This window comes from Mycobacterium sp. UM_11 (assembly GCF_001414075.1).
GTDB lineage: Bacteria > Actinomycetota > Actinomycetes > Mycobacteriales > Mycobacteriaceae > Mycobacterium.
In genome coordinates, this window is sequence record NZ_LATC01000016.1 from 41053 (window position 1) to 66959 (window position 25907).

Sequence of the window (25907 nt, forward strand, 5' to 3'; positions counted from 1 at the left end):
ATCCCAGGTCAGCGCTTGCCGGGCGGCCGCGCACCCCGGGCGATACCCAGCCCCTTCACCGGCGGGCCCGACGGCGCGTCGTCACCGTCGGTCTGCTGTGCCGGCTCGGCCTTGGGTGCCTCCTCGGGCTCGGCCTTGGGAGCCTCGGCCTTGGGTGCCTCGGCTTTGGGTGCTTCGGCCTTGGGTGCCTCGGCGGCCGGTGCGGCCTTCTTGGCGCCGGGGCGCTTGGCGCCGGCGGCGATGCCCAGGCCCTTGACCGGCGCCGCGGGCGCCTTTTCGGCCTTGGCTTCCTCGGCCTGCGGAGCCTCGGCCTTGGGTGTCTCGGCGGCCGGTGCGGCCTTCTTCGCGCCGGGGCGCTTGGCGCCGCCGGCGATGCCCAACCCCTTGACGGGCGCGGCCGGCGCGGACGCCCCCGCGGGCGCCTCCGCCTTGGCCTCGGCCTGGGCGGGTGCGGCCTTCTTGGCGCCCGGCCTCTTGGCGCCGCCGGCGATGCCGAGCCCCTTGACGGGCGCGGCCGGCGCTGCCGCCGCCTCGGACTTCGGGGCCGCCTCGGCGGGCGCTTCCTCGGCTTCCTTCGCCGGTGCCTCCACGGTCGCGGTCGCCTTGGGCGCCGCGGCCGCGCGCTTTTCGGCTTCCTTGGCGGCGGTGCCCTTCTCCGGCAGCGTCGCCTTGTCGTACTCGAGCGACCCGAGCAGCACCTGGGCGACGTCGAGCACCTCGACCCCGGTCCGGCCGGCCTCTTCGGAGCGGTCGTTCACGCCGTCGGTGACCATTACCCGGCAGAACGGGCAGCCGGTGGCGATCGTCGACGCGCCGGTGGCCAGCGCCTCGTCCACGCGCTCGTGGTTGATGCGCTTGCCGATGTGCTCTTCCATCCACATCCGCGCGCCGCCCGCGCCGCAGCAGAAGCTGCGCTCGGCGTGCCGCGGCATCTCGGTGAGCGTGGCTCCGGCGGCGCCGATCAGCTCACGCGGCGCCTCGTACACCTTGTTGTGCCGGCCCAGGTAGCACGGGTCGTGGTAGGTGATGTCCTGCGAGACCGGGGACACCGGGACCAGCTTGTTGTCCCGGATCAGCCGGTTGAGCAGCTGGGTGTGGTGCAGCACGGAGTAGTTCGCGCCCAGCTGCCGGTATTCGCGGCCCAGGGTGTTGAAGCAGTGCGGGCAGGTGACGACGATCTTGCGGTCGACGGTCTCCACGCCCTCGAACACCCCGTCCAGCGTCTCGACGGCCTGCTGGGCCAGCTGCTGGAAGAGGAACTCGTTGCCGGAGCGGCGCGCGGAGTCGCCGTTGCAGGTCTCGCCGGTGCCCAGCACCAGGTACTTCACGCCGGCGATGGCCAGCAGCTCGGCGACGGCCTTGGTGGTCTTCTTCGCCTTGTCGTCGTAGGCGCCGGCGCAGCCCACCCAGAACAGGTACTCGAAGCCGTCGAAGCTGTCGACGTCCTCGCCGTAGACGGGGACGTCGAAGTCCACCTCGTCGATCCAGTTGGTCCGGTCGGAGGCGTTCTGCCCCCACGGGTTGGCCTTGGTCTCCAGGTTCTTGAACAGCACCGACAGCTCGGACGGGAACTCCGACTCCATCATCACCTGGTAGCGGCGCATGTCGACGATGTGGTCGACGTGCTCGATGTCCACCGGGCACTGCTCGACGCACGCGCCGCAGGTCACGCAGGACCACAGCACGTCGGGGTCGATGACGCCCCCCTGCTCCTCGGTGCCGACCAGCGGGCGGGTGGCCTGCTCCGGGCCGGAGCCCATCACGCGACCGAAGCCGGACTCGGGGACGTGGTGCGCCTCGGCGTGCTTCTCGCCCGCCAGCTCCTCGCCGAGCCCACCCTCCGGGGTGTTCTCGGCGGGCGACTCCTTGTCACCGAGGATGTAGGGCGCCTTGGCCATCCAGTGGTCGCGCAGGTCCATGATGACGAGCTTGGGCGACAGGGGCTTGCCGGTGTTCCAGGCCGGACACTGCGACTGGCAGCGCCCGCACTCGGTGCAGGTGGCGAAGTCCAGCATCGCCTTCCAGCTGAAGTCCTCGACCTTGCCGCGGCCGAATTCGGCGTCATCCGGCGGGTTTTCGAAGTCGATCGGCTTGCCGTCGGCCTCGATCGGCAGCAGCGGGCCCAGCGCGTCGGGCAGCCGCTTGAAGATGACGTTGATGGGCGCCGTGAAGATGTGCAGGTGCTTGGAGTGCAGCACGATGATCAGGAACGCCAGCATCACCGCGATGTGCAGCAGCAGCGCGGTCGTCTCGATGATCTCGTTGGCGGGCTGACCCAGCGGGCGCAGGATCGCGCCGAACAGTTGCGACAGGAAGGCGCCCTTGCCATAGGGCAGGGTGCCGTTGTTCACCGCCGACCCGCGGACCAGCACGTAGGTCCAGATGACGTTGAAGATCATGAACAGCACCAGCCAGGCGCCGCCGGTGTGGGAGCCGTAGAACCGCGACGAGCGGCCGATCTCCTTCGGGCTGCGCAGCAGCCGGATGATGGCGAAGGTGGTGATGCCGAGGAAGACGGCGGTGGCGAAGAAGTCCTGCAGGAAACCCAGCGCGTCCCAGCGCCCGATGATCGGGATGTGGAAGTTGTCCTGGAACAGCAGGCCGTAGGCCTCGATGTAGACGGTCAGCAGGATGAAGAAGCCCCACATGGTGAAGAAGTGGGCCAGGCCGGGGATCGACCATTTGAGCAGCCGGCGCTGCCCGAAGACCTCGGCGATCTCCGTCCAGACTCGCCTGCCGGGGTCGTCGGTGTGGCCGGGAGCCGGCTTGCCGGACGTAACCAGCTTGAACAGCCACAGGACCCGCCGTGCGGCGAGCGCGGCCACGACCAGCGTCATGCCCATGCCCACGACCAGTCTGATGAGCATCTGCGTTGTCACAGAAGGTCTCCCCAATGCATTAGTGATTCAGCCTGCGTTTTGTTTGCCTGCTCAGCCCTGCTCATAGTTGCATCTCCGCAGCTTTCGCCGCGAGAAAGGCTGCCCTAACTCGGCCCCGCCGTGACCGGCGCCACCCCGTCAGGGCTGGGGCGGCTGGAAGATCGGCGGCAGCGGCCGGAAGCGGGTCGTCGTCGGGGGCGCGGCGGTGGTGGTCGGCGCCTGCGTGGTGGTGGGCGCCGCGGTCGTGGTGGTCGGCGCGGCGGTGGTGGTGGTCGGCGCCTGCGTGGTGGTGGTGGTCGGCGCCTGGGTCGTCGTCGTGGTGGTCGACGTGGTGGCGGGCGGCGGCTCGGACGACGACGGCGGCGGCGGCGGGGGCGGCGGGAGCACCGTCTCGGTGGTGCTGCCGTTCGGCTCGGTGATGGTCACGGTTTGCGACGTTTGCGGGGGCGCCGGTGCGCCCGGCGGGGTGGTCTTGGCCGGGCTGTACTTCGTGAGCCCGAGGTTGATCGCCAACAGGACGGCCACCAGCACCGCCGCCGCGGCGCCGGCGACGGTCAACACCAGCGCCGTGCGCTTGTACCACGGCAGGCCGCCCGGCTCGGCGGGGTAGCGGTCGCCGGCGGGACCGTCGAACTCCCTTGCGGCATTGGTGTATTCGCCGGTCGCGTCGCGCCCGGTGTAGGGCACCGGCTCGTCCGCGCCGTCGGCGTCCTGGGACCAGGCCAGGGCGCCGTCGACGTCGGTGGCCCGGGCGGCCCACGCGGCCTGGGTCATGTCGATGCCGCCGGTGCCGACCATCTCCGTCGGCGATTCCACCACGGCCCCCGCGGCGGTCGGGGCGCCCGCCGGCCCCTGCTGCTCACCGAGCGCCGCCGCCCCGACGGCGGCGCTGACCGCGGGGTGCGGTGCGGTGTGGACCGGCACCGCGAAGCGCTCCGACAGCCGCGCGGTGATCAGCGGGATGCTCGCCCCGCCGCCGACGCTGGCCACGGCGGCCAGCCGGGGCCGCGGAATCCCGTTGCGGCGCAACGCTTCGTCGAGGGCGCCCAGGAACCTGTCCAGCGGCTCGGAGATCAGTTGCTCCAGTTCGGCGCGGGACAGCTGCGCACTGCCGACGCCGGCCGTCGCGGCCGTCGACAGTTGCTCCTTGGCACGCCGGCACTCACCGAGCAGTCGCGTCTGCGACCCCATCCGCATGGTGCTGCCCAGGTCGGCCATGGTGGCGTCGGAAGCCTGCAGGCCGCCGAGAACGAGCCGATCGATCGCGTCCCCGGAGAAATCGGTGTAGCGCACCGTGGGGCCGACGCGGGCGAAATTCGAGCCCGCGTCCATCAGGCTGATGCTGGTGCCGCTGGCGCCGAAATCGCACACGGCGACGACGCCGGCCGTCGGGAATCCCGGTCTGCCCCGCAACGAAGCGAGCGCGGCGGTGGCGTCGGGCACCAACACCGGGGCCACCCCGCCGCGGGCCAGGTCCGGCTGGGCGAAGAACTCCTCGCGCAGCGCGGTGAACTGGGCGTCGGACCAATACGCGGGGACGGCGATGGTGATCGGCGTGCCGTAGCCGGCGGTGCGGGCCATGGCCTCGATCGCCTCGACCGTCAGCACCTCGCCCAGGTACTTCGTCCCGTCGGGCGCCACCAGGGGGGATCGGTCCCCGACGCGCTCGACGAATCCGCGCAGCACCATGCCGGTTCCGGTCAGGTTCGGGTTTTCTTCCGGCAGGCCGACTTCGGTCGGCCGGTGCTCGAAAAGCGTCAGCACGGCGCTGCGCACCACCGGGGCGTTCCCCGCGCGGGCCGCCACCAGGTTGGCCGCCCCGATCGACAGCCCGAGCGACTCGCTCATGCCCCGCACCCCATTTCCGATCGCCCGGTGTTCCCCAACATAGCGGGGTCAGCGCAGGCCGGGCGGGACCGTGATGACCGTCGGCACCCCCGGAATCGTGATCGACGGCGGCAGCGGGGGCAGATGATGCCGGTGCGTCGGCTCCTGCGTGGGTTGCTGCGCCGGCGGTTGCGTCGGCTGCTGCGCCGGCGCCTCGACCGCGCTGCTGGTGCTGGGGGTCGTCGTGGCGGTCGTGGTCGGCGTGGTCGTGGTGGTGGTGGTGGTCGTCGTGCTGCTGCGGCTGGTGCTCGGGGTGGGGCTGGTGCCCTGACCCCCGCTCAGCAGCTCGCTGATGCCGTAGACGATCAGGCCGAGCAGGATCGCGACGAACACCAGCCAGGCGATGAGCAGCGGTGGCCGGCGGTACCACGGAGTGGGTTCGGCGTCGTCGAAAGCCTCCGGTTGCTCGAACCCGTCGGGCGGGTTGGCCGGGGGTTCGCCGGAAGTCGGCTGCTCAGCCATGCCGTAGCCGGCATGCTGGGTCGCTTGTTCGTGGAAGTCGTCGGGTGGGCCTTTGCGTGCCACGGCACCGATGGTACTGACACCACCTGCGGACCCCCTCAGGCTGCTCGCGCGTCGGCGCCTCAGTTGCCTTGGAGCGCGGCCCGCACACGTCCCCGCGCCCGGTCGAGCCGGGCGGCGGCCTCGGCCGCGTCGACGCCCGCGAGCAACGCGACGATCGCCGTCTTGGCGTGACCTCCCGCGGCGTCGAGCGCTTCGGCCGCGCTGTCTTCGTCGACGCCGGCCGCGTCGCGGACGATGCGCACCGCGCGGCGGCGCAGCTTCGCGCTGATCGGGCGCACGTCGACCATCCGCGGTCCGTAGGCCTTGCCGAGCGCGATCATCACGCTGGTCGAGAGCGCGTTGAGCGTGACCTTCTGAGCCGTTCCCGCGGTCAGCCGCGTCGAGCCGGCCAACACCTCGGGGCCGGTCAACAGTTCGATCACCACGTCGGCCGACGCCTCGCCGCCGGGGTTGTTGACGACCGCGACCGTCAGCGCGCCCGCGGCGCGCGCGTGCGCGAGCGCCCCGAGCACGTACGGCGTGCGGCCCGACGCGGTGATCCCGACGAGCGCGTCGGCGGCCGTCAGGTCGGCGAGATCGGCGGGGGTGAAGGCGTCTTCCGCGCCCTCGATCGCCTCGGTGAGGGCCGCCGGCCCGCCGGCGATCACGCCGCGCACGAGGTCGGTGCCGAAGGTGGGCGCGCACTCGGCCGCGTCGAGCACGCCGAGGCGCCCGGGCGTCCCGGCGCCGGCGTAGATCAGGCGGCCGCCGCGTTCGAGTCGCGTGGCGATCGCCTCGGCCGCCGCGGCGATCCGCGGGACCGCCGCCGCCACCGCGGCGTGCGCCTCGCCTTCGGCGGCCACCAGCAGCGCGACGACCTCCGCGACGGGGCGCGCGTCGAGATCGTCGAGGCCTGGTCGCTCTGCTTCGGTGGCGAGCGCGTCGAGTCCTTGCGCGGCAACGGTTTTCGGTGCGGCCCGTAACCGGATCAGGTGCGGCTCGTGGATCGCCGACAGTCGCAGCGCCCCGTCGAGCGGGTCACCGGCGGCCGGGACGAGGTCGAGCCGCTCGGTCAGGGTCTCGAACCCGGCCAGGCCGCCGACCATCGCGACGGGGCCAGCCCCGGCCGCGCGAGCGGTCGTCGCTAGCGCCTCGGCCGCCGCGCCGACGATCCCCCGCGCGGCGGCGTCGCCGTGGGCGGCGAGGACGTCGGCTGCGAAGGAGGCGAGCGCGGCGGCGCTGGTGAACTGCGCGGGCCAGCCCTCCGGCGGACCGAAGCGGGCGCGGGCGGCGTCGAGCAGCGCGGTGGAGGCGCCGCGGCCGTCGTGGGCGCGCAGCGCCGCGCGCAACCCGGCGGCGCCGATCCACGCTCCGCCGCCCTCGTCGCCCAGCCAGGGGCCCCAGCCGTCGGCGGTCCGCAGCGCGCCGTCCGCGTCGATCGCGAGTGCGGCGACGCCGGTGCCCGCGACCAGCACGACGCCCGGCTCGCCGGCCAGTGCGCCCGCATGCGCGATCACGGCGTCGCTGGTCACCGCGACGCGCTCCGGCCGCAGCGAGGCCAGCAGCGCCTCGCCCAGCGCGCGCGCCGCGTCCGGCGCCGCCAGCGCCCCGGCGGCACCCACGATCACCTCGTCAGCCGGGCCAAGCTCGCGCGCCACGCGCAGGATCGCCGCGTGGGCCGCCCGCACGCCGCCGGGCGCCGCGAGACCCGGCGCGCCCGGCCCCTCGGCCCTCCGGTGGCCGAGGGAAGCCCGGCACGAGGTTTTACCCAAGTCGACGGCGAGGATCACCGGACCCATCCTTGCCGAGCGCAAACTGGTCTGGTGGGGCGGGCGTTGCTGACCGTGGGGCACGGGACGGCCGACCGCGAGCGGCTGGCGGAGTTGCTAACCGGCGCCGGCGTTGCGCTGGTGGTGGATGTGCGGCGATATCCGGCCAGTCGGACGAATCCGGACGTGCGGCGGGAGGCCCTGGAAAGCTGGCTGCCCGAACGCGGCATCGACTACCGGTGGGAGCCCCGCCTGGGCGGGCGGCGCCACGTCGCGGCCGGAGAACCGGAGCCGGACACCTGGTGGACGGTGGCCGCATTCCGGGCGTACGCCGCGTACACCCGCACGCCGGAGTTCGACGCGGCGCTTGACGAGGTCCTGGCCGACGCCGCCCGGCACACCACCGCGGTGATGTGCAGCGAGAGCGTCTGGTGGCGCTGCCACCGGCGGTTGATCGCCGACGTGGCAGAACTCGGTCGCGCAGTGCCGGTGCGGCACCTGATGCCGGACGGTCGCCTGCGCCCACACCGCCCCGCCGACGGTGCTCGCCGCCGCCCCGACGGCCATCTGGTCTGGGACGGCTGAGCGTCGCCCATCTGCGTTGCCTCTGCGGATGGGTCAGCGGGGCGAGAGCGTCGTAAGATTGTTTATGCCGTACTACATGGACATTCACGAACTTGCGGGCGGCATCACGCGGGAAGAATTGGCCAAGGCCCATGCTCAGGACCTTGTCGTCCAGGAGAAGTACGGCGTCAGCTATCACAAGTACTGGGTTAACGAAAAAGCCGGGAAAGTCTTTTGCCTTTGTCACGGACCCAGCGCGGAAGCCGCGGAAGCGGTCCATCGTGAAGCGCATGGCCTGGCAGCGCAAAAAATCATCCAAGTCGAGCCGGGCGTTGCGGATCTGTTCATGGGCGGCAGCGAAGTGGATTCGAGCGGCGCCGTCATGCTGCAGGGCGCCGGCGCGGGTACACGAGACCCCGCGATTCGAACAATCCTGTTTACCGACATTGTCGGATCTACGTCACTCACGCGGAGAATGGGCGACGAAGCCGCTATGAAGGTGCTGGATGTGCACGATTCCATCGTCCGGCGGGGGCTCGACGAAATGGGCGGCCGTGAAATCAAGCATTTGGGCGACGGCATCATGGCGTCATTCGTATCCGCCGTCGCTGCGGTCAAATGCGCGACTCGGATACAACAGCAGGTCAAGAAGAATGGCGAAGACAACGAGGCGAACGCTTTCCAATTGCGAGTCGGCATTGCGGCCGGAGAACCGGTCGAACATCATGATGACCTGTTTGGTTGCACCGTTCAGCTCGCCGCCCGGTTGTGCGCCCACGCGCGCCCCGAAGAAATCCTGGTTTCCAATGTCGTCGCTGAACTCTGCGAAGGCAAAATGCTCCCGTTCCAAAATCTCGGCGAAGTCAGTCTCAAAGGATTCGAACAGCCCGTCCGGACACACGCGGTGGCGTGGACGAATTAGGAACGCCGCAGCGGCGGATTCAGAACGTGTTGACCTTGTCGACGCTGACGAACATGCCGTGGCCGGTGTGGTCGTTGGTGAACCGGGTGCCGTCGGTGGTGGCGCTGATGGTCCAGCCCGCGGCGTTGTAGGTCTTGTAGTCGATCTGGACGGTCGGGATGGCGCCCAGGTTCCCCAGCACCCACTGCACCTTGCCGGCGGAGTTCACGCTGACGCCGTTGGCGTGCTCGCCGTCCTGCAGGGGGGAGTTGGTGAACGGCGCCTCGCAGCCGACGGTCTCCTTGTTGATCTGGCAGCGTGTGGTGCCCGACTTGGTTTCGATGAACACGTAGCCGTTCTGATCGGGCGGAAGCGGGATGGCGCCGGCCGGTGTGGTCGGGTTGGCCGGCGTGGTCGGGAGGCCGGGGGCCGGGCTCGCGGTCGGCGGCGCCGCGGTGGGCCGTGGCGTGGGGTAGGTCGGTTCGACCGGCCCGGCGCCCGGCGCTGCGACCGGCCTGCCGGCGATCGTGGAGGAACACGCGTCGATCAGCATGGGACTGACCAGCACCGGCGCGACCAACAGGGACCCACCGGCAAGACTCCACCGTGCCCTTTGCGAGAAACGCACGCGCCACTCCCGATTATCAGCAATATTGCGAAACCAGATTACGCGCGACGTGACGAAATCCCGTGCAACCGCGCACCTATCGATGCGACCCCGATGGTGAAGCTTTACCGCCGCGTGATCGTTTGCGTCTCGGCGGCCCGGCGGGCGGCGGCGACGATGCCCTGGTAACCGGTGCACCGGCAGAAGTTTCCGGACAGCCCCTCGCGGATCTCATGCTCGCTGGGATCGGGATTGTCGCGCAGGAGCGCGGTCAGCGACATGACAAAACCGGGCGTGCAGAAGCCGCATTGCAGGCCGTGGCACTCCCGCAGTGCCGACTGCACGGGTGACAAGGTGCCGTCCGGCGCCGCGACGCCCTCGACCGTGGTCACCTCGGTCCCGTCGGCCTGCACCGCGAACATCAGGCACGAGCGCACGGCCGCGCCGTCCAGTAGCACGGTGCACGCCCCGCAGGCCCCGTGCTCGCAGCCCAGGTGGGTGCCGGTCAGCCCGCACCGCTCGCGCAGGAAGTCGGCCAGCGTCATCCGCGGCTCGACCGCGGCGGTGATCTCGGTTCCGTTGACCGACAACTGGATTGGGTGTTCAGGCATCGCTTGCCCTCGCTTCGGCTATCGCGCGTGTCCAGGCGCGTGTGGCCATGGTGGCGCCCACCTTCGACCGGTACGACGCCGACCCTTGCAGGTCGTTGGGGATGTCGTCGAGCCCGCTCATCGCGGCTTGGCCGATCTCGTCGTCGACCAGCTCGTCGGCCGGCCTGCCCACGGCCGCGACCTCGGCCGCGGTCGCGCGCCGGACCGTGGATCCCAGGCCCAGCAGCCCGATCCCGCAGCGTGACACCCGGTCGTCGTCGTCGAGCTGGGCGGCGACCAGGGCGCCCGCGATCGCGAAATCGCCGTGCCGGCGCGCGAATTCCTCGATGGCGAACCCGCATCTGCCGGTCCACACGGGGAACCGCACGCCTGTCAGCATCTCGTCGGCATTCATTGTGGTTTCCCATACGCCGGCGAAGAAGTCCGCGGCCGCGATCTCGCGCCGCCCGCCTGGCGAGGCGACCTCCATCACCGCATCCAGGGTCAGCGCGACCGCCGGGTATTCACCGGCGGCGTCGGCGTGGGCGATCGACCCGCCGAGCGTGCCGCGGTTGCGGATCTGGAAGTGCCCGACGAACGGCGTCGCCCGGGTCAGCAGCGGAACGTCTTGACGCACTTGCGCATCGGCGCCCACGGTGGTCTCGGTGGTGCCCGCGCCGATCCACAGTTCTTCACCCCTGCGCTCGATGCCCTGCAGCTCGGCCAGCCGGGAGATGTCGATGAGGTGGTCGAAGTATGCCAGCCGCATCGCCAGCATCGGCACCAGGCTCTGTCCGCCCGCCAAAATCTTTGCGTCGTCGCCCAATTCGGCCAGCAGGCCGACGGCGTCCTCGATGGTGTCGGGGCGGTGGTATTCGAACGCGGCCGGCTTCACCGTTGCACCGCTTCCAGTAGGGCGGCGATCGACGCCGGGCTGGCAGGCAGCCGGGTGACCGTCACGCCCAGCGGCGCGAGCGCGTCGTTGACGGCGTTGATGACGGCCGGCGTCGAGCCGATGGCCCCGCCCTCCCCGGCGCCCTTGTAGCCGCCGGGGCCCGGTCCGGGGATCTCGACATGGCCGAATTCGATCGGCGGCACCTCGGTGGCGGTCGGCAGCAGGTAGTCGACGAAAGTCGTTGCGAGCGGGTTGCCGTCGTCGTCGTAGACCATGTCCTCCATCAGCGCCCCGCCGATGCCCTGCACCGTGCCGCCGGCGATCTGCCCCTCCACGACCGCCGGGTTGATCATGGGCCCGACGTCCTCGCTGACGATGTAGCGCAGCAGCGTCACCTTGCCGGTCGCCACGTCCACCTCGCAGGTGCAGGCGTGCGTCGCGTTGGACCAGTGGATGGGATTGGGGGAATTGAACCGGGCGGTCGCCTCCAGGTTGGCCGACATGCCCGGCGGCAGCTGCTGCGGCGAGTAGTACGCCACGTAGGCCAGCTCGCCGAACGACACCGACCGGTCCGGGTCGCCGCGCACGCTGGCCACCGAAAACGCCAGGTCCACTTCGGATTCGGCGACCTTGAGGTGGTGCGCGGCCAGCGCCACGATCTTCGCGCGCAGGATGGCCCCCGCCTCGTTGACCGCCCCCGCGGTCATCGGCGCGCTGCGGCTGCCCTGGGTCCCGGCGCCGTACGGGGTGATCGCGGTGTCGCCCTGGATGGTGGCCACGTCGTCGATGTCGGCCCCCAGCGCGTCGGCGGTCAGCTGCACGACCGTGGTCTCGATGCTGTTACCGCTGGAGCCGCCGTTGACGTAGACGTTGATCTTCCCGGTCGGCTCCATGCGGATGGTGGCGCCTTCGGTGGCCAGGTGGCCCGTCGCCGCGCCCGTCGGCTCGACGTAGGCCGAGAACCCCAGGCCCAGGTAGCGGCCCTGCGCCAGCGCCTCGGCCTGCTCTTTCCGAAAGCCTTCGTGGTCAAGGATTTTCACCGCCTGCTCGAAGGTGTCGATCGGGGCGACGTGGTCGTACGGCATGCCGTTGGGGTTGACGTACGGCATCTCGTCGCGGCGCAACAGGTTGCGGCGGCGCAACTCGACGGGGTCGAGGTTCATCTTGCGGGCGGCGACGTCGAGCAGGATCTCGCGGGCCAGCGTTTCGTATTGCCAGGGGCCGCGGTAGGCGGCCAGCCCGCTGGTGTTGGAGAAGACGGTCTTGTAGTTGAAGCTGGCCTTCGGCACCCGGTAGGGGCCCGGGAAGAACATCCCGATGGCGGCCGTCGTCAGCACCGGGTAGGGCGTCGGGTAGGCGCCGATGTCCTGGACGAAGTCGATGTCGGCGGCCGCGATGTTGCCCTCGTCGTCGAAAGCCATTCGCGCCGTGCCGTCGACGTGCCGCGCCTGCCCGGCCGACATCAGGTTCTCGCGCCGGTCCTCGATCCACTTCAGCGCCGCCGGCACCTTGCGGGCGGCCAGCATGATGCACATGTCCTCGCGCATCGGGACGACCTTCTGGCCGAAGCCGCCGCCGGTGTCGCGCATGATCACCCGAACCCGTTGCGCCGCAATGCCCAACAGCCGGGCGCAGAACGCCCGCAGCTCGTGCGGGGTCTGGGTGGACGCCCACATCGTGAATTCCCCGGTGGCGGCGGTCCATTCGACGACCAAGCCGCGGGTCTCGATCGGCACCGGGGCGTAGATCTGTTGGTAGATGTTCTCCGCGACGACGCACGGCGCGTTGGCGAAAAGCTCCTCGTCCGGTGGGGCCCCGCCCATGCCGCCCGCGACGTTGTTCGGGTAGGCGTCGTGGACCAGCACCTCGGAGGTCTGCGCGCGGGTGAAGTCGGTGACCGCGGGCAGCGGCTCGTAGTCCACGTCGATGAGCTCCAGCGCGTCCTCGGCGACATACCGGCTCTCGGCGACGACGAGCGCGACCGGGTCACCGACGAACTTGGCCTCGCCCTCGGCCAGCGGCGGCCGCGGGGTGTCGGGGACGTCCTTGCCGGCGACGGCGTGCCAGGCCTCCCGCACCTCCGGGTTGAGGTCGGCGGCGGTGAACACCGCGCGCACGCCGGGCAGCGCCAGCGCGGCCGAGGCGTCGATGCCGTTGATGCGCGCCCGGGCAAACGGGCTGCGCACGAAGCAGGCGTGCAACATGCCGGGCCGCGAGATGTCGTCGACGAAGCTGCCGCGGCCGGTCAGCAGCCGGCCGTCCTCCACCCGCTGAACGCGGGTGCCGGCGTAACGAGGGGCCGGGGCGGTGGTCGTCGCCCCCTGCGCGTGTTCGGTCATCGCGCTCCATCCGGTTGTCGCCTGACGAGAACCACGATGCCATCATAGGAGAGTGCCGTTATCGCAGTCGATAGCCGTCGGCGTGCTGCTCGCCGCCGGCGCCGGGCGCCGCTACGGAAAGCCGAAGGTGCTGGTCGACGGCTGGCTCGACATCGCGGTCGACGCGCTGCGGGGCGGGGGCTGTGCCGACGTGGTCGTGGTGCTGGGCGCCGCCCAGGTCGCCGTCCCGCCCGGGGTCATCGCGGTCACCGCGGCGCATTGGCGCGACGGGCTGAGCGCATCGGTGCGCACGGGCCTACGGCAGGCCGACCGCATGCGCGCGGACTACGCGGTGCTGCACGTCGTCGACACGCCCGACATCGGTCCCGCGGTGGTGGCGCGGGTCGTCGACCGCGCGCTCGCGTCCCCCAGCGGCCTCGCGCGCGCCCACTTCAACAGCCGCCCGGGGCACCCCGTGGTGATCGCGCGCCGGCACTGGCCCGAGGTGCTCGCGGGGATCTCCGGCGATCACGGCGCCGGCGCCTACCTGCGCACCCGGCACGACGTCGAGGCCGTCGACTGCGCGGATCTGGCCGGCGGTCGCGACGTCGACGAGCCCTAGGCGGCCAGCGGGGGATCGGCGGCCGGGCCGTCGGGTCTGTTGGCGAGGTCCCGCACGCGATGGCGCACCACGAACCAGCCGACGACGAACGCGGGGACACCGACGATGACCGCGCCGATCATCCACGGGCCCTGCACCTTGTCCAACATCATCTCCACCAGCACGCCGGCCAGGAAGACCAGCGTCAGGTACCCGCTATAGGGCGCCAGCGGCATCCGGAACCCCGGGCGTTCCACCGCGCCCCGGCGGGCCAGGTAGTAGAACCGCAGCTGGCACGCCACGATCGTCCCCCAGGCCACCACGACCCCCACCGCGGCGATGTGCAGCACGATCTCGAACGCCTGGCTCGGCTTGACGGCGTTGAGCACGATGCCCAGCAGGCCGACGGCGGCGGTGAGCAGGATCCCGCCGTAGGGCACGCCGTTCTTCGACATCGGCGCGGTGAACTTCGGGCCGCTGCCGTTGATCGCCATGGAGCGCAGGATCCGGCCGGTGGAATACAGGCCGGCGTTGAGGCTGGACAGCGCGGCGGTGAGCACCACCAGGTTCATGATCGTGCCCGCGCCGCCGAAGCCGGCCTTGGAAAAAAACGTCACGAACGGGCTGACGTGTTTCTCGTAGGCGGTGTGCGGCAGCAACAAAGCCAGCAGCACGGTCGAGCCGATGTAGAAGACGGCGATGCGCAGCACCACCGAGTTGATCGCGCGCGGCATGATCCGGTGCGGATCCGCGGTTTCCCCGGCCGCGATGCCGACCAGCTCGACCGCCGCGTAGGCGAACACCACGCCCGAGGTGACCAGGACCAGGGGCACCAGCCCGCTCGGCAGCAGGCCGCCGTGGGTGTCCCACAGCGATACGCCGGTGTCGTGGCCGTCGACCTTGAAGCGCCCGACCAGAAAGACCGTGCCGACCACCAGGAACGTCACCAGCGCCAGCACCTTGATCAGCGAGGCCCAGAACTCCAGCTCACCGAAGAGTTTGACCGAGATGAGGTTCATCGACAGCACCACCAGCAGCGCGATCAGCGCCAGCGTCCACTGCGGGATGGTGGCCAGCGTCCGCCAGTAGTGGCAGTAGTGCGCGATCGCGGTGGTGTCCACGATGCCGGTCATCGCCCAGTTCAGGCAGTACATCCAGCCCGCGACGAAGGCGAACTTCTCGCCGAAGAATTCGCGGGCATACGACACGAAGGAGCCCGATGACGGGCGGTGCAGCACGAGTTCGCCGAGCGCTCGCAGGATCAGGAAGACGAACACGCCGCACAGCGCGTAGACCAGGAACAGCCCCGGCCCCGCCGAGGCCAGCCGGCCGCCGGCGCCGAGAAAAAGCCCGGTCCCGATGGCCCCACCCAGGCCGATCATCTGCAGCTGGCGGTTGTTGAGGGCCTTCTGATAGCCGTCGTCCTCGCGGGTGAGCCGCTGGTCGGCGCTGTCGTGTGACATTGAGTCCTGCCGTGTCGGCTCGGGGAAAGGCTCAGGCTAACTCACCGATGCGGCGCGGCGCTCGCCGAGTGTGCACGGCGGAAGCCGTCGGTGCACATCGGTTTGGGGCCCCGGGAACAAGACGGACGCGCCCGCCGTTAGCATGATCGACAAGTTGAGCGAACCAGACTCAATGCTGGGTTGACACCACGGTGCGGCCGAGAGCAGTCTTGAGCGGGGTTCACTCAGCATAGTGGCACCAAAGAAGCTCTACTCAATCAGGAGGAATCACTATGGCTCGTGCGGTCGGTATCGACCTCGGGACCACCAACTCCGTCGTCGCAGTCCTCGAGGGCGGTGACCCCGTCGTCGTCGCCAACTCCGAGGGTTCGCGGACGACGCCGTCCATCGTCGCTTTCGCGCGCAACGGCGAGGTGCTCGTCGGTCAGCCCGCCAAGAACCAGGCGGTGACCAACGTCGACCGCACCATCCGTTCGGTCAAGCGGCACATGGGCACCGACTGGTCCATCGAGATCGATGACAAGAAATACACCGCGCAGGAGATCAGCGCCCGCGTGCTGATGAAGCTGAAGCGCGACGCGGAGGCGTACCTGGGTGAGGACATCACCGACGCCGTGATCACCGTGCCGGCGTACTTCAACGACGCCCAGCGGCAGGCGACCAAGGAGGCCGGCCAGATCGCCGGCCTGAACGTGCTGCGCATCGTCAACGAGCCCACCGCCGCGGCGCTGGCCTACGGACTGGACAAGGGCGAGAAGGAACAGACCATCCTCGTCTTCGACCTGGGCGGCGGCACGTTCGACGTCTCGCTGCTCGAGATCGGCGAGGGCGTCGTCGAGGTCCGGGCCACCAGCGGTGACAACCACCTCGGTGGCGACGACTGGGACGACCGGGTGGTCGAGTGGCTGGTCGACAAGTTCAAGGGCACCAGCGGTATTGACCTGACCAAGGACAAGATGGCCATGCAGCGACTGCGTGAGGCCGCCGAGAAGGCCAAGATCGAGCTGTCGAGTTCGCAGAGCACCTCGATCAACCTGCCCTACATCACCGTCGACGCGGACAAGAACCCGCTGTTCCTCGACGAGCAACTGACCCGCGCCGAATTCCAGCGCATCACACAGGATCTGCTGGACCGCACCCGTCAGCCGTTCAAGTCGGTGATCTCCGACGCCGGCATCTCGGTGTCCGACATCGACCACGTCGTGCTGGTCGGCGGTTCCACCCGCATGCCCGCGGTGACCGAGCTGGTCAAGGAACTCACCGGCGGCAAGGAGCCCAACAAGGGCGTCAACCCCGACGAGGTGGTGGCCGTCGGCGCCGCCCTGCAGGCGGGTGTCCTCAAGGGCGAGGTGAAAGATGTTCTGCTGCTTGACGTTACGCCGCTGAGCCTGGGCATCGAGACCAAGGGTGGCGTGATGACCAAGCTCATCGAGCGCAACACCACGATCCCCACCAAGCGGTCGGAGACCTTCACCACGGCCGACGACAACCAGCCGTCGGTGCAGATCCAGGTCTACCAGGGTGAGCGCGAAATCGCTTCGCACAACAAGTTGCTCGGCTCCTTCGAGCTGACCGGCATCCCGCCGGCCCCCCGCGGCGTCCCCCAGATCGAGGTCACCTTCGACATCGACGCCAACGGCATCGTGCACGTCACGGCCAAGGACAAGGGCACCGGCAAGGAGAACACGATCAAGATCCAGGAGGGCTCCGGCCTGTCCAAGGAGGAGATCGACCGGATGATCAAGGACGCCGAGGCGCACGCCGAGGAGGACCGCCAGCGTCGCGAGGAGGCCGACATCCGCAACCAGGCCGAATCGCTGGTCTACCAGACGGAGAAGTTCGTCAAGGACCAACGCGAAGCCGAAGGTGGGTCGAAGGTTCCGGAGGAGACGCTGTCCAAGGTCGACGGCGCGATCGCCGAGGCCAAGTCGGCGCTGGCCGGCACGGACATCTCCGCGATCAAGTCGGCGATGGAGAAGCTGGGCCAGGAGTCCCAGGCGCTCGGCCAGGCCATCTACGAGGCCACCCAGGCGGCCGGCGGTGCCGATGGCGAAGGCGCCGGTGGCCCGCAGGCCGGTTCGGCTGACGACGTGGTGGACGCGGAGGTGGTCGACGACGACCGGGAGGCCAAGTGACGGAGGCGAACCCACACGAGCCGGTGACCGTCACCGACAAGCGGCGGATCGACCCCGAAACCGGTGAAGTCCGGCAGTCCTCTTCCGGTTCGGCTCCCAACGCGGGGCCGGGAGAGGCTGCGCCGGGCGACTTCTCGGGTGAATCACCCGAGGAGGCCGGCAAGGCCGCCGAGTTGCTGGGCGACCTGCAGCGGGTCCAGGCCGACTTCGCCAACTACCGCAAGCGGGCGCTGCGCGACCAGCAGGCCGCGGCGGACCGGGCCAAGGCCGCCGTCATGACCCAATTGCTGGGCGTGCTCGACGATCTCGAGCGGGCGCGCCAGCACGGCGACCTGGAGTCCGGCCCGCTGAAGTCGGTCGCCGACAAGCTGGACAGCGCCCTGACCGGGCTCGGTCTGGTGGCGTTCGGCGAGGAGGGCGAGGACTTCGACCCGCTGCTGCACGAAGCCGTGCAGCACGAGGGCGATGGCGGCGACGGCTCGAAGCCGGTGATCGGCACGGTCATGCGGCAGGGCTACAAGCTGGGCGACCAGGTCCTGCGGCACGCTCTGGTCGGCGTCGTCGACACGATCGCGGACGAGGGTTCCGCGGCCGGCGAGCCGGCCGAATCGGACGATAACCCCGGCGCTACCGGTGAATAGACCACACAATCAGCACAACAGAACTCCAAAGGTGAAGGGGGTGACGCGACATGGCCCAGCGCGAATGGGTCGAAAAGGACTTCTACAAGGAGCTGGGCGTCTCCTCTGACGCCAGTCCCGAAGAGATCAAACGCGCGTACCGGAAGCTGGCGCGCGACCTGCATCCGGACGCCAACCCCGACAACCCCGCCGCCGGTGAACGCTTCAAGGCGGTGTCGGAAGCGCACAACGTGTTGTCGGATCCGGCGAAGCGCAAGGAGTACGACGAAACCCGCCGCCTGTTCGCGGGCGGCGGGTTCGGCGGCCGCCGGTTCGACACCGGCGGCTTCGGCGGCTTCGGTGCTGGCGGCGACGGCGCCGAGTTCAACCTCAACGACTTGTTCGACGCGGCCGGCCGTAGCGGCGGCACCAACATCGGTGACCTGTTCGGCGGGCTGTTCGGGCGCGGCGCCAGCGCGCGTCCCAGCCGGCCGCGACGCGGCAACGACCTGGAGACCGAGACCCAGCTGGACTTCGTCGAGGCCGCCAAGGGCGTGGCCATGCCGCTGCGGCTGACCAGCCCGGCGCCGTGCACCAACTGCCATGGCAGCGGCGCGCGGCCGGGCACCAGCCCCAAGGTGTGCCCCACCTGCAACGGTTCCGGCGTGATCAGCCGCAACCAGGGCGCGTTCGGCTTCTCCGAGCCCTGCACCGACTGCCGGGGCAGCGGCTCGATCATCGAGCACCCCTGCGACGAGTGCAAGGGCACCGGGGTCACCACCCGCACCCGCACCATCAACGTGCGGATCCCGCCGGGCGTGGAGGACGGGCAGCGCATCCGGCTGCCCGGACAGGGCGAGGCCGGCCTGCGCGGTGCGCCGTCGGGCGACCTGTACGTGACCGTACATGTGCGGCCGGACAAGGTCTTTGGCCGCGACGGCGACGACCTGACCGTGACCGTGCCCGTCAGCTTCACCGAATTGGCTTTGGGCTCAACGATTTCGGTGCCAACGCTGGACGGCAAGGTCGGCGTGCGGGTGCCCAAGGGCACCTCCGACGGCCGCATCCTGCGGGTGCGCGGGCGGGGCGTCCCGAAGCGCGACGGCGGCAACGGGGACCTGCTCGTCACCGTCAAGGTCGCGGTGCCGCCGAACGTGGAGGGTGCCGCACAGGAGGCGCTGGAGGCGTACGCGGCCGCCGAGCGCGCCAGCGGGTTTGACCCACGAGCCGGATGGGCAGGTAACCGCTGATGGCGAAGAATTCGCGGGAAGAGTCCCGGACGTTTTTGATCTCGGTGGCCGCCGAGCTGGCCGGCATGCACGCCCAGACCCTGCGCACCTACGACCGCCTCGGCCTGGTCAGCCCCCGCCGCACTTCCGGTGGGGGACGGCGGTATTCGGAGCACGACGTCGACCTGCTGCGCGAGGTGCAGCGGCTGTCCCAGGACGAGGGGGTCAACCTCGCCGGCATCAAGCGGATCATCGAGCTGACCAACCAGGTCGAGGCGCTGCAGGCGCGCGTGAAGGAGCTCACCGAGGAGCTCGCGCAGGTACGCGCCGGGCAGCGCCGCGACCTGGCGGTGGTGCCCAAGAGCACCGCCGTGGTGGTGTGGCAGCCGCGCCGAACGCGCGGCTGACCCCGCCGGTGCGGTAACTGGCGTTATTCCCTAGCAAAAACCGCCGGCGATCTGTCATCCTGCCTACATGGCGGGCGCCAACCGAAGCTCCCGATGGACCGACGCGCGGCTCGATGAGATGCGACAGCTGGGCGATCCGGCAGCCGACGAGGCCATCGAGGCCGTGTTCGGGCAGGGCGACGTCCAAGCCGTCAACACGATCATGCAGACGCTGGTGAGCAACGACCAGCCGACCCCCGAAGGTTTGCCCCCGGCCGTACGGGAGTTCCTGGCCAAGACGGCGGCGCTGCCGCCCTGGGCCGACACGGCCAAGATCAAGCGCGGCCAGCAGCTCTTCGAAACCTGGGGGTTGCAGATCGCGATCTGCCTGTTCTGCGCGTCCCTTCCGTCGGCGTACGCGGCGGCCAACGGCGTCAAGGTGCTCTATCTGACGGCCCGGCTCGACACCGACACCCGCCGCCGGGTGATGGAGACCGGCCAGTTCCTGATCAACGTGCTCTCCTCCGGCAGCTTCGGCGAACACGGCAAGGGGGTGCGCAGCATCCAGCACGTGCGGCTGATGCACGCCGCGGTTCGCAAGCTGATCGAGATCCGCAGCAAGGCCGACCCCGACGTGTGGAAGCCGCTCGATTGGGGCGTCCCGATCAATCAGGAAGACCTTGCGGGCACGCTGCTTTCGTTCTCCTACGTCGTCGTCGACCCCCTGCGGCAGCTGGGCGTGCACGTCCCGAGGAAAGACGCCGAGGCCTACCTTCACCTGTGGAACGTCATCGGGCATCTACTCGGCGTGCATCCCGACCTGTACGCGCACAACGTCCACGAGGCCACCGCGCTGGTGGCGACGATTCGGCGCAGGCAGTTCCGGCCGTCGCGCGAGGGGCGGGTCATGGCCGCGGCGCTGATGGAACTGCTCGACGAGATGACGCCCTTTCACCGGTTCGACGACACCGTCCCGCCGTTGATCCGGCACCTCGTCGGCGACGAAATCGCCGACATGCTGCTGGTGCCCGAGTCGGCCCTCACCGATGACTTCGGGCGGCTCAGCCGCGCCGGCAGTTGGTTCTTCGTGCGCGTATTCGGCCGAACCAAGCGCAATTCGCGGCGCTACCAACGGGTCTCGGAGGTGATTCGCCCCTTTGGGCACGACCTGTTGCATGGGTTGTTCCGGCTGAACCGGGGTGGGGAGCGCGCGAAGTTCGACATACCCGATCACCTTGCCCGCAGCTGGGAGCTGTCGGCACCAAAGCCCACCCGCCGCCCGGCATAGTCGACTGAAGGGAAGACCCGACATGGCTGCTCCCACGCCTCCCGCCCCCGAGTTCCGGCCGCACTGGCTCGACGAGCCAAAAACCATCGACGATGTCCTGCGCAATATCGATCGGGTAATCGACTGGGCCAAGACGGCGGAGAGCCACCTCGGGTACTTCGCCGTGCTGTACCGGCGGACCACCCTCGCAATCCGGGACGCTGTCGGCGACAACGTGTTCGAGGATGGCCCCCGGATGACCGATCTCGACATCGCCTTCGCCCGGCGTTACTTCAACGCCTTGAATGCCTACTTCTATCCGGAGCGGGGTCCCGGCCCGACGCTGCCTTGGGAGGTCGCGTTCGTGGGCGACCACGACGATCAGGCGATCATTCTTCAGCACATGATGGCCGGACTGAATGCGCACATCACGTTCGATCTGGGGCTCGCCGTCTTCGCGGTCGCCGGCGACTCGATGGACAGCCTGGCGGTCGATTACAACCGGGTCAACAAGATTCTGTGCAAGCAGCTGCCCGACGTTCTCAAGGTCATCGACACGCTTTCCCCCGAAATCCGTTGGACCCGGTGGCTGGTGCCGGGCGAGATCCGCGCGCTCGACCGGTCGCTGGTCAAACTGCGCAGGGGGGCTTGGGAATTCGCCTACTTCCTCGCGACGCACCGGTCGAAGGTCACGGAGAAGATGGTCCACCAGGAGGCCTGGGCGGCGGCGTTGGGCTCGTTCTATCTGCAGCCACCCGGGCGGGTGACCCCGTTCCCGGCGCTCGTCCGCCTCGTCGGCAAGCACGAAATTCGCGACGTGGCCGCCAACCTTCAAGCGCTCGAAGAGGTATCGAACTCCCCGCACAGGCCGCGCAAGGGTTATCGCTGATCCGGCCGCGCGAGGATGGTTTGCGCTCGCGCGAACTCCGGCCACCGGGCGTCACCGGGGAAGCGGCGGACAACGTCGACGAGCGCGGACGGATCGCCGTCGATCTCATAAAGCTCGAGCAGGCAACGCAATTCGAACAGGATCGCCCCTTGGCGCCGGGCGAATTCGAGCGCCTCGTTCAGGGCTTTGCGCCGTTCCTCGGGGTCGGCGAACGTCCGCGCGCGCACGCGCATCAGCTCGCCGTCGTAGAAGTGCATCCCCGTTTCTTCCGCGTGCCGCAGCGCCATCTCCAACCGTTCCCGCGCCCGCTGCGCCGCGCCCGCGGCGATCAGCAGGCGGCCGACGATCGCGTCGTGGAACGTCAGGAACATCTTGAGGTGCATGCGCCGGGACCCGTCCACCCAGCGCGCGACCTTTTCCGCGTGGCCGGCCAGCGTGGCGGCGTCGGCGTCGGCCTCGAGCGCCGCCAGCGCCTTGACGGTGGCGTGTTGGGTTCGACCGACCAGCTGCCACAGGTCGAGCCCGGATTGCTCGCTGAGCGTGCGGAGTTCCGCGACCGCGGTTGCCGCCTGGTCGATTTGGCTGCTCTCCAGCCGCACCCAGATCTCCATGTAGTAGGTGCTCGCCCGGTTGTAGGCGTCGCGCGGGGAACCCAGGACGTCGCAGCGCCGCAATGAATTCGCCAACTCCGTGTGCGCCCGGTCGAGGTCGCCGCACGCGGTGTGCGTCAGTGCCATGTAGGTGTGCGCCAACGAGATCGGGTCGACGTGCACCCACCAGGCGGTGTCCAGCACGAGGGGATCGGCCGCGGAGCTATCGGCCAGCGCCCGCAACAGGTGATCGCGGGCGGCCACGAAGTCGCCCTCCAGCCAGACGACCGAACCCATCACCGAGGCGATCGCCGGAATGCTCCAGGGCCGATTCTCGGTGATCCGGGCGGACAGCGAGTCGACCAGGTCGTGGGCCCGGCGCAGCTCGGCCCGCGGGACGTAGTAACCGATCAGCCCGGTCAGCGTGGTGAGCAGTTCGTCCTCGTAGTCACCGCCGCTGGCCAGGGCCAGGCAGCGTTGGAAGTCGGCGGGACCCTCGCCGCTCATGCTGCCTTGGGTCGCGCCCGTCAAGAATCCACGTTCCATCCGGATGGCGATTTCCTTGCGGTCCCGGTCGGGGTTGGCCGGGCAGTTGTCCAGCTGGGTGAGGGCGTCCGTGAGGCAGACCACCGCTTCCTGCAAGGCGCCGCGGCGCCGGGCGTTGGCCGAGGCCATGTGGTAGGCCTCGACGGCTTCCTCGTAGTGGTGGGCCTGCTCGAAATGGCTTGCGACCACCGGCCAATCCGGTTCGGCGTCGGCCGCCGCGCTGACCAGCGCGCGGGCGGCGCGCGCGTGCAGGTCCCGGCCCAGCGACGGCGGGGCCAGCTCGGCGGCCACCTCGCGCAGCAACTCATGGCGGAAGCGCCAGCCGTCGTCGCCGCGCCGTTCGAGCACGCGCGCCTGGACGAGTTCGGTGACGATGTCGTCGACGTCCCCGGCGTCGCGCCCGACCACGGCGCGCAGCATGGGCAGATCGCCGGCGCGCCCGATGACGGCGGCCGCCTCCACCACCGGCACCACGTCGGGCCGGGAGTGATGCAGCCGGGCGAACAGCGGCTCGTAGAGCGCCTCGGGCACACCGGAATCCGTTCCGGCGCCGTCGAGTTCACTTACCACGTGCTCGATGTAGAACGGCACCCCGTCGCATCGCTCGACCACCTCGGCGCGCTGCGCCCGGGTCACCGCCGGGTTGAGCGCGGCGATCAGGGCCTCGGACTGCTCATCGGTCAGCGGGGGAAGGTCGAAAACCTCTGCCGGCCAATCGGTTTGCAGCCAGTCACCGTCACGTCCGGTCACCACCACCAGTAGCCGGCCGTCCGCGCCGGCCAGCAACGAGTTGAGTAGCTCCGCGGTGGACGCGTCGAACCAGTGCACGTCCTCCGCGATCACCAGCCCGGCATGCCGGCCGAGGCAGGCCAGCACGTACTGCAGAACCGTCACGCCGATCGACTCGTAAAGCGTCCGGCCCTCGAGGGCCGCGGCCTGATAGCCGTGTTCGGGGCCGACGCCGATCACGGGGGCGAGCAGCGGCGTGGCGATCGCGGGGTCCAGACCGCCGGCGCGAAGTTCGGCTTGCAGCAGGCGCAGCCGCTCCGCGGCGTCGGTCAGCCGGGTGATGCCGCAGCGGCGCTCGATGAGCCGGCGCACCGGATGCAGCCCGGTCTCGGTGTGCAGCGGCGAGCCGAACAGCCGCACCACGGGCCCGCCTGCGGCGCGGACCATTTCGGCCGCCTCGGCGGCCAGCCGGGTCTTGCCGATTCCCGGTTCGCCGCGAAACACGATGCCGGGGCGGGTCAACGTGCCGGCCCGTGCGCGCTGCCAGCTCTGCCGCAGCGACGCACGCTCGCGGTCGCGCCCGATCAGCTCGGGCGATCGCAGCTGCGGCGCCTCGTGTCGCTCGCCGAGCACCCGGTGATGCACGGTCAGACATTCGACGCCCTTCACCGAAGCCGGTGGGCGGGCGTCGAGTTCGAACGAGTCGCCGACCAGGGGCGCCACCGCATCCGACACCGCCACCGTCCCCGGCGCGGCCAGGCCCGACAGACGCGCGGCCAGGTTGGCCGCGAAGCCGTAGACGTCGTCCTGGTCGGTGTCGAGATAGATCAGGCCGCGGTGGATGCCCACCCGGACGCTGATGGACTCGCCGAACTTGCGTTCCGCCTGGGCGCTCAGCCGCGCGACGGCGCGGGTGATGTCCAGCCCCGCGGCGACGGCGCGCCGCACGTCGTTCTCGTGCGCCTTGGGGTGCCCGAACACGGCCAGCAGGCCGTCGCCCTTGATCGAGCTGATGTGCCCCTCGTAGCGATCGACGACGCGGCGCACCTCATCCCGGTACCGGCCGACCAAGGTGTGGTAATTCTCCGGTTCCATCCGGGTGGACAGCGCGGTCGAGTCCACCATGTCCGCGAAAAGGATTGTCAGCCTGCGTATTTCCCCGTAGCGAGGCGGAATCGCCAGCAGGTCTTCGGCTTCCGGGTTGCCGCGGTCGACCGAAAGAACCTGTCCGGCCAGTGAGGTCGCGGTCGCGCGGTCGCCGGCATTGATCGCTTGCACGGCGCGGTCCAGCAATTCGTCGATCGTGGTGCCGGTCTCGCCAGGGCTCACGCTGCGTCCTCCTGCCAAGGATGGGCTAAAGAGTACGCGTCAAACGCGCCTAATTCAGCACGTGTGGACCCCGAATATGTGTTGGTCCGGACAATTCGCTGGCGGCCCGCCCCTAGACGCGGATGGCAAACTGGGCGACCGCCGGTTCACCCGGTCGCGCGCACCGGTAGCCGCCGCGGCGCAGGGCGTCGGTCGGCGCCGTCATCGGCTCGAAGCACATCACGTCCTCGGCGGTGGGCGCGAAGATCTGCGCCGCCGGGTACCCCTGCTCGAAGCGCACCTGTAGCCGGCGCCCGCCGCCCGACACCGCGAACACCGCGCCCTCGGGCACCCGATCGTAGGCGTCGTCGAAAGCCTTGTCGCCCAACGCCTCCTCGCGGGCCGCGGCGGGCTCGGACGCGCCGGTCGGCAGGCCCCGCTGGTCGAGCAACAGGTGCCGCAGCGGCGGGGTGTCGATCACCCACTCGGCGCGCGGCACGTCCGGCAGGCGCAGGTAGGGGTGGAAGCCGAAGCACAGCGGCACGGCCGTGTCGCCGGTCGCGCGGACCGTGGTGCGCACCGTCAGCGTCCGCTCGGCCAGCCGCACCGCCACCGTGAGCACGTGCGGGTACGGGAAGGTGGCCAGCAATCGCGGGTCGGCGGCGAAATCCAGCTCGGCCGTTAGCTCGTTGTCCGACTCGGCGGTGACCCGCCAGCCTCGGTGGCCCGCCAGCACGCCGTGGATCGGCAACCCGTTGGGGTCGGCGCGCACCCCGTTCTCGCCCGGCGTCAGCGTCGCCGTCACGCCCTCGGCGGTATAGGAGTTGTCGCCCAACCGGTTCGCCCACGGATACAGGATCGGGATGCCCATCGTCTTGCCCGCCGTCACGTAGGCGTCCAGCCCACGGCGTTGCCCGAGCAGCTCCACGCCGGCGTCGCTCAGCGAGGTGCCGATCATGCCCGCGTCGGGCACGAACTCCGCGGTCACCGCCGATTCCGGGTCGCGCAGGGTGACGACGCGCATGCTTACCTCCACAGTGGGTCGTGCTGAATACGTTCCGGCGGAGCGCCTTTGGCGATCAGGGCGGCCTTGGTGGCCCGCACCATCGCCGGCCCGCCGCAGACCAGGATCTGCCGGTCGCCCCAGCCGCCGTATTTGGTCACCACCTCGGGCAGCCGACCGGTCTGCCGCACGTGCAGGCCGCGCGGCGGCGTGCAATCGGGATAGTC

The 25907-nt window shown here is 70.1% G+C and carries 20 protein-coding genes and 2 pseudogenes; 9 read left to right on the forward strand and 13 right to left on the reverse strand.

From position 1 onward, the window contains the following. Positions 1-8: 8 nt before the first annotated feature. The 5 genes and pseudogenes from WU80_RS06510 to WU80_RS26630 form a co-directional block, all read right to left on the reverse strand. Complete coding sequence (locus WU80_RS06510) at positions 9-2879, reverse strand: heterodisulfide reductase-related iron-sulfur binding cluster (protein WP_197281118.1); 2871 nt, start codon at positions 2877-2879, stop codon at positions 9-11. Between the two features lie 138 nt (positions 2880-3017). Next, entirely contained in the window at positions 3018-4727 is a 1710-nt protein-coding gene (locus WU80_RS06515) for an Hsp70 family protein (protein ID WP_055400505.1), read from the reverse strand. 48 nt (positions 4728-4775) lie between these two features. Continuing rightward, entirely contained in the window at positions 4776-5291 is a 516-nt protein-coding gene (locus WU80_RS06520; protein WP_055400503.1) for a hypothetical protein, read from the reverse strand. 59 nt (positions 5292-5350) lie between these two features. Next, a complete protein-coding gene (locus WU80_RS26625; RefSeq protein ID WP_055400577.1) occupies positions 5351-6259 on the reverse strand; it encodes an N-acetylmuramic acid 6-phosphate etherase in 909 nt (302 codons plus the stop codon). Between the two features lie 84 nt (positions 6260-6343). Beyond that, a pseudogene (locus WU80_RS26630) lies at positions 6344-7069 on the reverse strand (BadF/BadG/BcrA/BcrD ATPase family protein); the annotation flags it as partial. Positions 7070-7093: 24 nt separating this feature from the next. Between WU80_RS26630 and WU80_RS06530 the strand changes: the two are divergent. Together WU80_RS06530 and WU80_RS06535 are read left to right on the forward strand one after the other, a co-directional pair. Beyond that, positions 7094-7624 carry a DUF488 family protein gene (locus WU80_RS06530; RefSeq protein ID WP_055400501.1) on the forward strand — a complete coding sequence of 177 codons (531 nt, stop codon included), beginning with the start codon at positions 7094-7096 and terminating at the stop codon, positions 7622-7624. A gap of 76 nt (positions 7625-7700) precedes the next feature. Then, entirely contained in the window at positions 7701-8525 is an 825-nt protein-coding gene (locus WU80_RS06535) for a nickel-binding protein (RefSeq protein ID WP_197281116.1), read from the forward strand. Between the two features lie 19 nt (positions 8526-8544). Here WU80_RS06535 and WU80_RS06540 read toward each other — a convergent pair whose 3' ends face one another. The 4 genes from WU80_RS06540 to WU80_RS06555 form a co-directional block, all read right to left on the reverse strand. Next, positions 8545-9057 carry a hypothetical protein gene (locus tag WU80_RS06540; RefSeq protein WP_369808499.1) on the reverse strand — a complete coding sequence of 171 codons (513 nt, stop codon included), beginning with the start codon at positions 9055-9057 and terminating at the stop codon, positions 8545-8547. Between the two features lie 179 nt (positions 9058-9236). After that, positions 9237-9722 (reverse strand): (2Fe-2S)-binding protein, encoded by a 486-nt coding sequence (locus WU80_RS06545; RefSeq protein WP_055400496.1) that lies wholly within the window; start codon positions 9720-9722, stop codon positions 9237-9239. After that, positions 9715-10596, reverse strand: coding sequence for a xanthine dehydrogenase family protein subunit M (locus WU80_RS06550; protein WP_055400494.1), 882 nt, complete (start codon positions 10594-10596; stop codon positions 9715-9717). The genes WU80_RS06545 and WU80_RS06550 overlap by 8 nt, the downstream gene beginning before the upstream one ends. Further along, positions 10593-12935 (reverse strand): xanthine dehydrogenase family protein molybdopterin-binding subunit, encoded by a 2343-nt coding sequence (locus WU80_RS06555; RefSeq protein ID WP_055400491.1) that lies wholly within the window; start codon positions 12933-12935, stop codon positions 10593-10595. The genes WU80_RS06550 and WU80_RS06555 overlap by 4 nt, the downstream gene beginning before the upstream one ends. A gap of 52 nt (positions 12936-12987) precedes the next feature. On the opposite strand from WU80_RS06555, the gene WU80_RS06560 reads away from it, so the two are divergent. After that, on the forward strand, positions 12988-13536 hold the full coding sequence (locus WU80_RS06560) for an NTP transferase domain-containing protein (protein WP_055400489.1): 549 nt from the start codon (positions 12988-12990) through the stop codon (positions 13534-13536). Here WU80_RS06560 and WU80_RS06565 read toward each other — a convergent pair. Continuing rightward, positions 13533-14978 carry an amino acid permease gene (locus WU80_RS06565; protein WP_055400487.1) on the reverse strand — a complete coding sequence of 482 codons (1446 nt, stop codon included), beginning with the start codon at positions 14976-14978 and terminating at the stop codon, positions 13533-13535. The two genes, WU80_RS06560 and WU80_RS06565, sit on opposite strands and share 4 nt — an antisense overlap. A 272-nt stretch (positions 14979-15250) precedes the next feature. Here WU80_RS06565 and dnaK point away from each other — a divergent pair, with 272 nt between their 5' ends. The 6 genes from dnaK (at position 15251) to WU80_RS06595 (ending at position 21504) form a co-directional block, all read left to right on the forward strand. After that, positions 15251-17113, forward strand: coding sequence for a molecular chaperone DnaK (gene dnaK, locus WU80_RS06570; RefSeq protein WP_055400485.1), 1863 nt, complete (start codon positions 15251-15253; stop codon positions 17111-17113). Continuing rightward, complete coding sequence (gene grpE / locus WU80_RS06575; RefSeq protein WP_055400483.1) at positions 17110-17754, forward strand: nucleotide exchange factor GrpE; 645 nt, start codon at positions 17110-17112, stop codon at positions 17752-17754. Before dnaK ends, grpE begins: the two co-directional genes overlap by 4 nt. A 50-nt stretch (positions 17755-17804) precedes the next feature. Beyond that, positions 17805-18983 (forward strand): molecular chaperone DnaJ, encoded by a 1179-nt coding sequence (gene dnaJ / locus WU80_RS06580; protein WP_055400481.1) that lies wholly within the window; start codon positions 17805-17807, stop codon positions 18981-18983. Continuing rightward, entirely contained in the window at positions 18983-19369 is a 387-nt protein-coding gene (locus WU80_RS06585) for a heat shock protein transcriptional repressor HspR (RefSeq protein ID WP_055400479.1), read from the forward strand. The genes dnaJ and WU80_RS06585 overlap by 1 nt, the downstream gene beginning before the upstream one ends. Positions 19370-19436: 67 nt before the next feature. Next, positions 19437-20636 carry an oxygenase MpaB family protein gene (locus WU80_RS06590; RefSeq protein WP_055400477.1) on the forward strand — a complete coding sequence of 400 codons (1200 nt, stop codon included), beginning with the start codon at positions 19437-19439 and terminating at the stop codon, positions 20634-20636. Between the two features lie 22 nt (positions 20637-20658). Then, positions 20659-21504, forward strand: a complete 846-nt coding sequence (locus tag WU80_RS06595; protein WP_055400475.1) for a DUF5995 family protein — start codon at positions 20659-20661, stop codon at positions 21502-21504. Here WU80_RS06595 and WU80_RS06600 read toward each other — a convergent pair. From WU80_RS06600 to WU80_RS06610, 3 genes and pseudogenes are all read right to left on the reverse strand, one after another. After that, positions 21495-24698, reverse strand: a complete 3204-nt coding sequence (locus WU80_RS06600; RefSeq protein ID WP_055400473.1) for an adenylate/guanylate cyclase domain-containing protein — start codon at positions 24696-24698, stop codon at positions 21495-21497. The two genes, WU80_RS06595 and WU80_RS06600, sit on opposite strands and share 10 nt — an antisense overlap. 112 nt (positions 24699-24810) lie before the next feature. Next, on the reverse strand, positions 24811-25701 hold the full coding sequence (locus tag WU80_RS06605; RefSeq protein ID WP_055400471.1) for an aldose 1-epimerase: 891 nt from the start codon (positions 25699-25701) through the stop codon (positions 24811-24813). A gap of 2 nt (positions 25702-25703) precedes the next feature. Continuing rightward, positions 25704-25907, reverse strand: a pseudogene (locus WU80_RS06610) (2-polyprenylphenol hydroxylase); the annotation flags it as partial.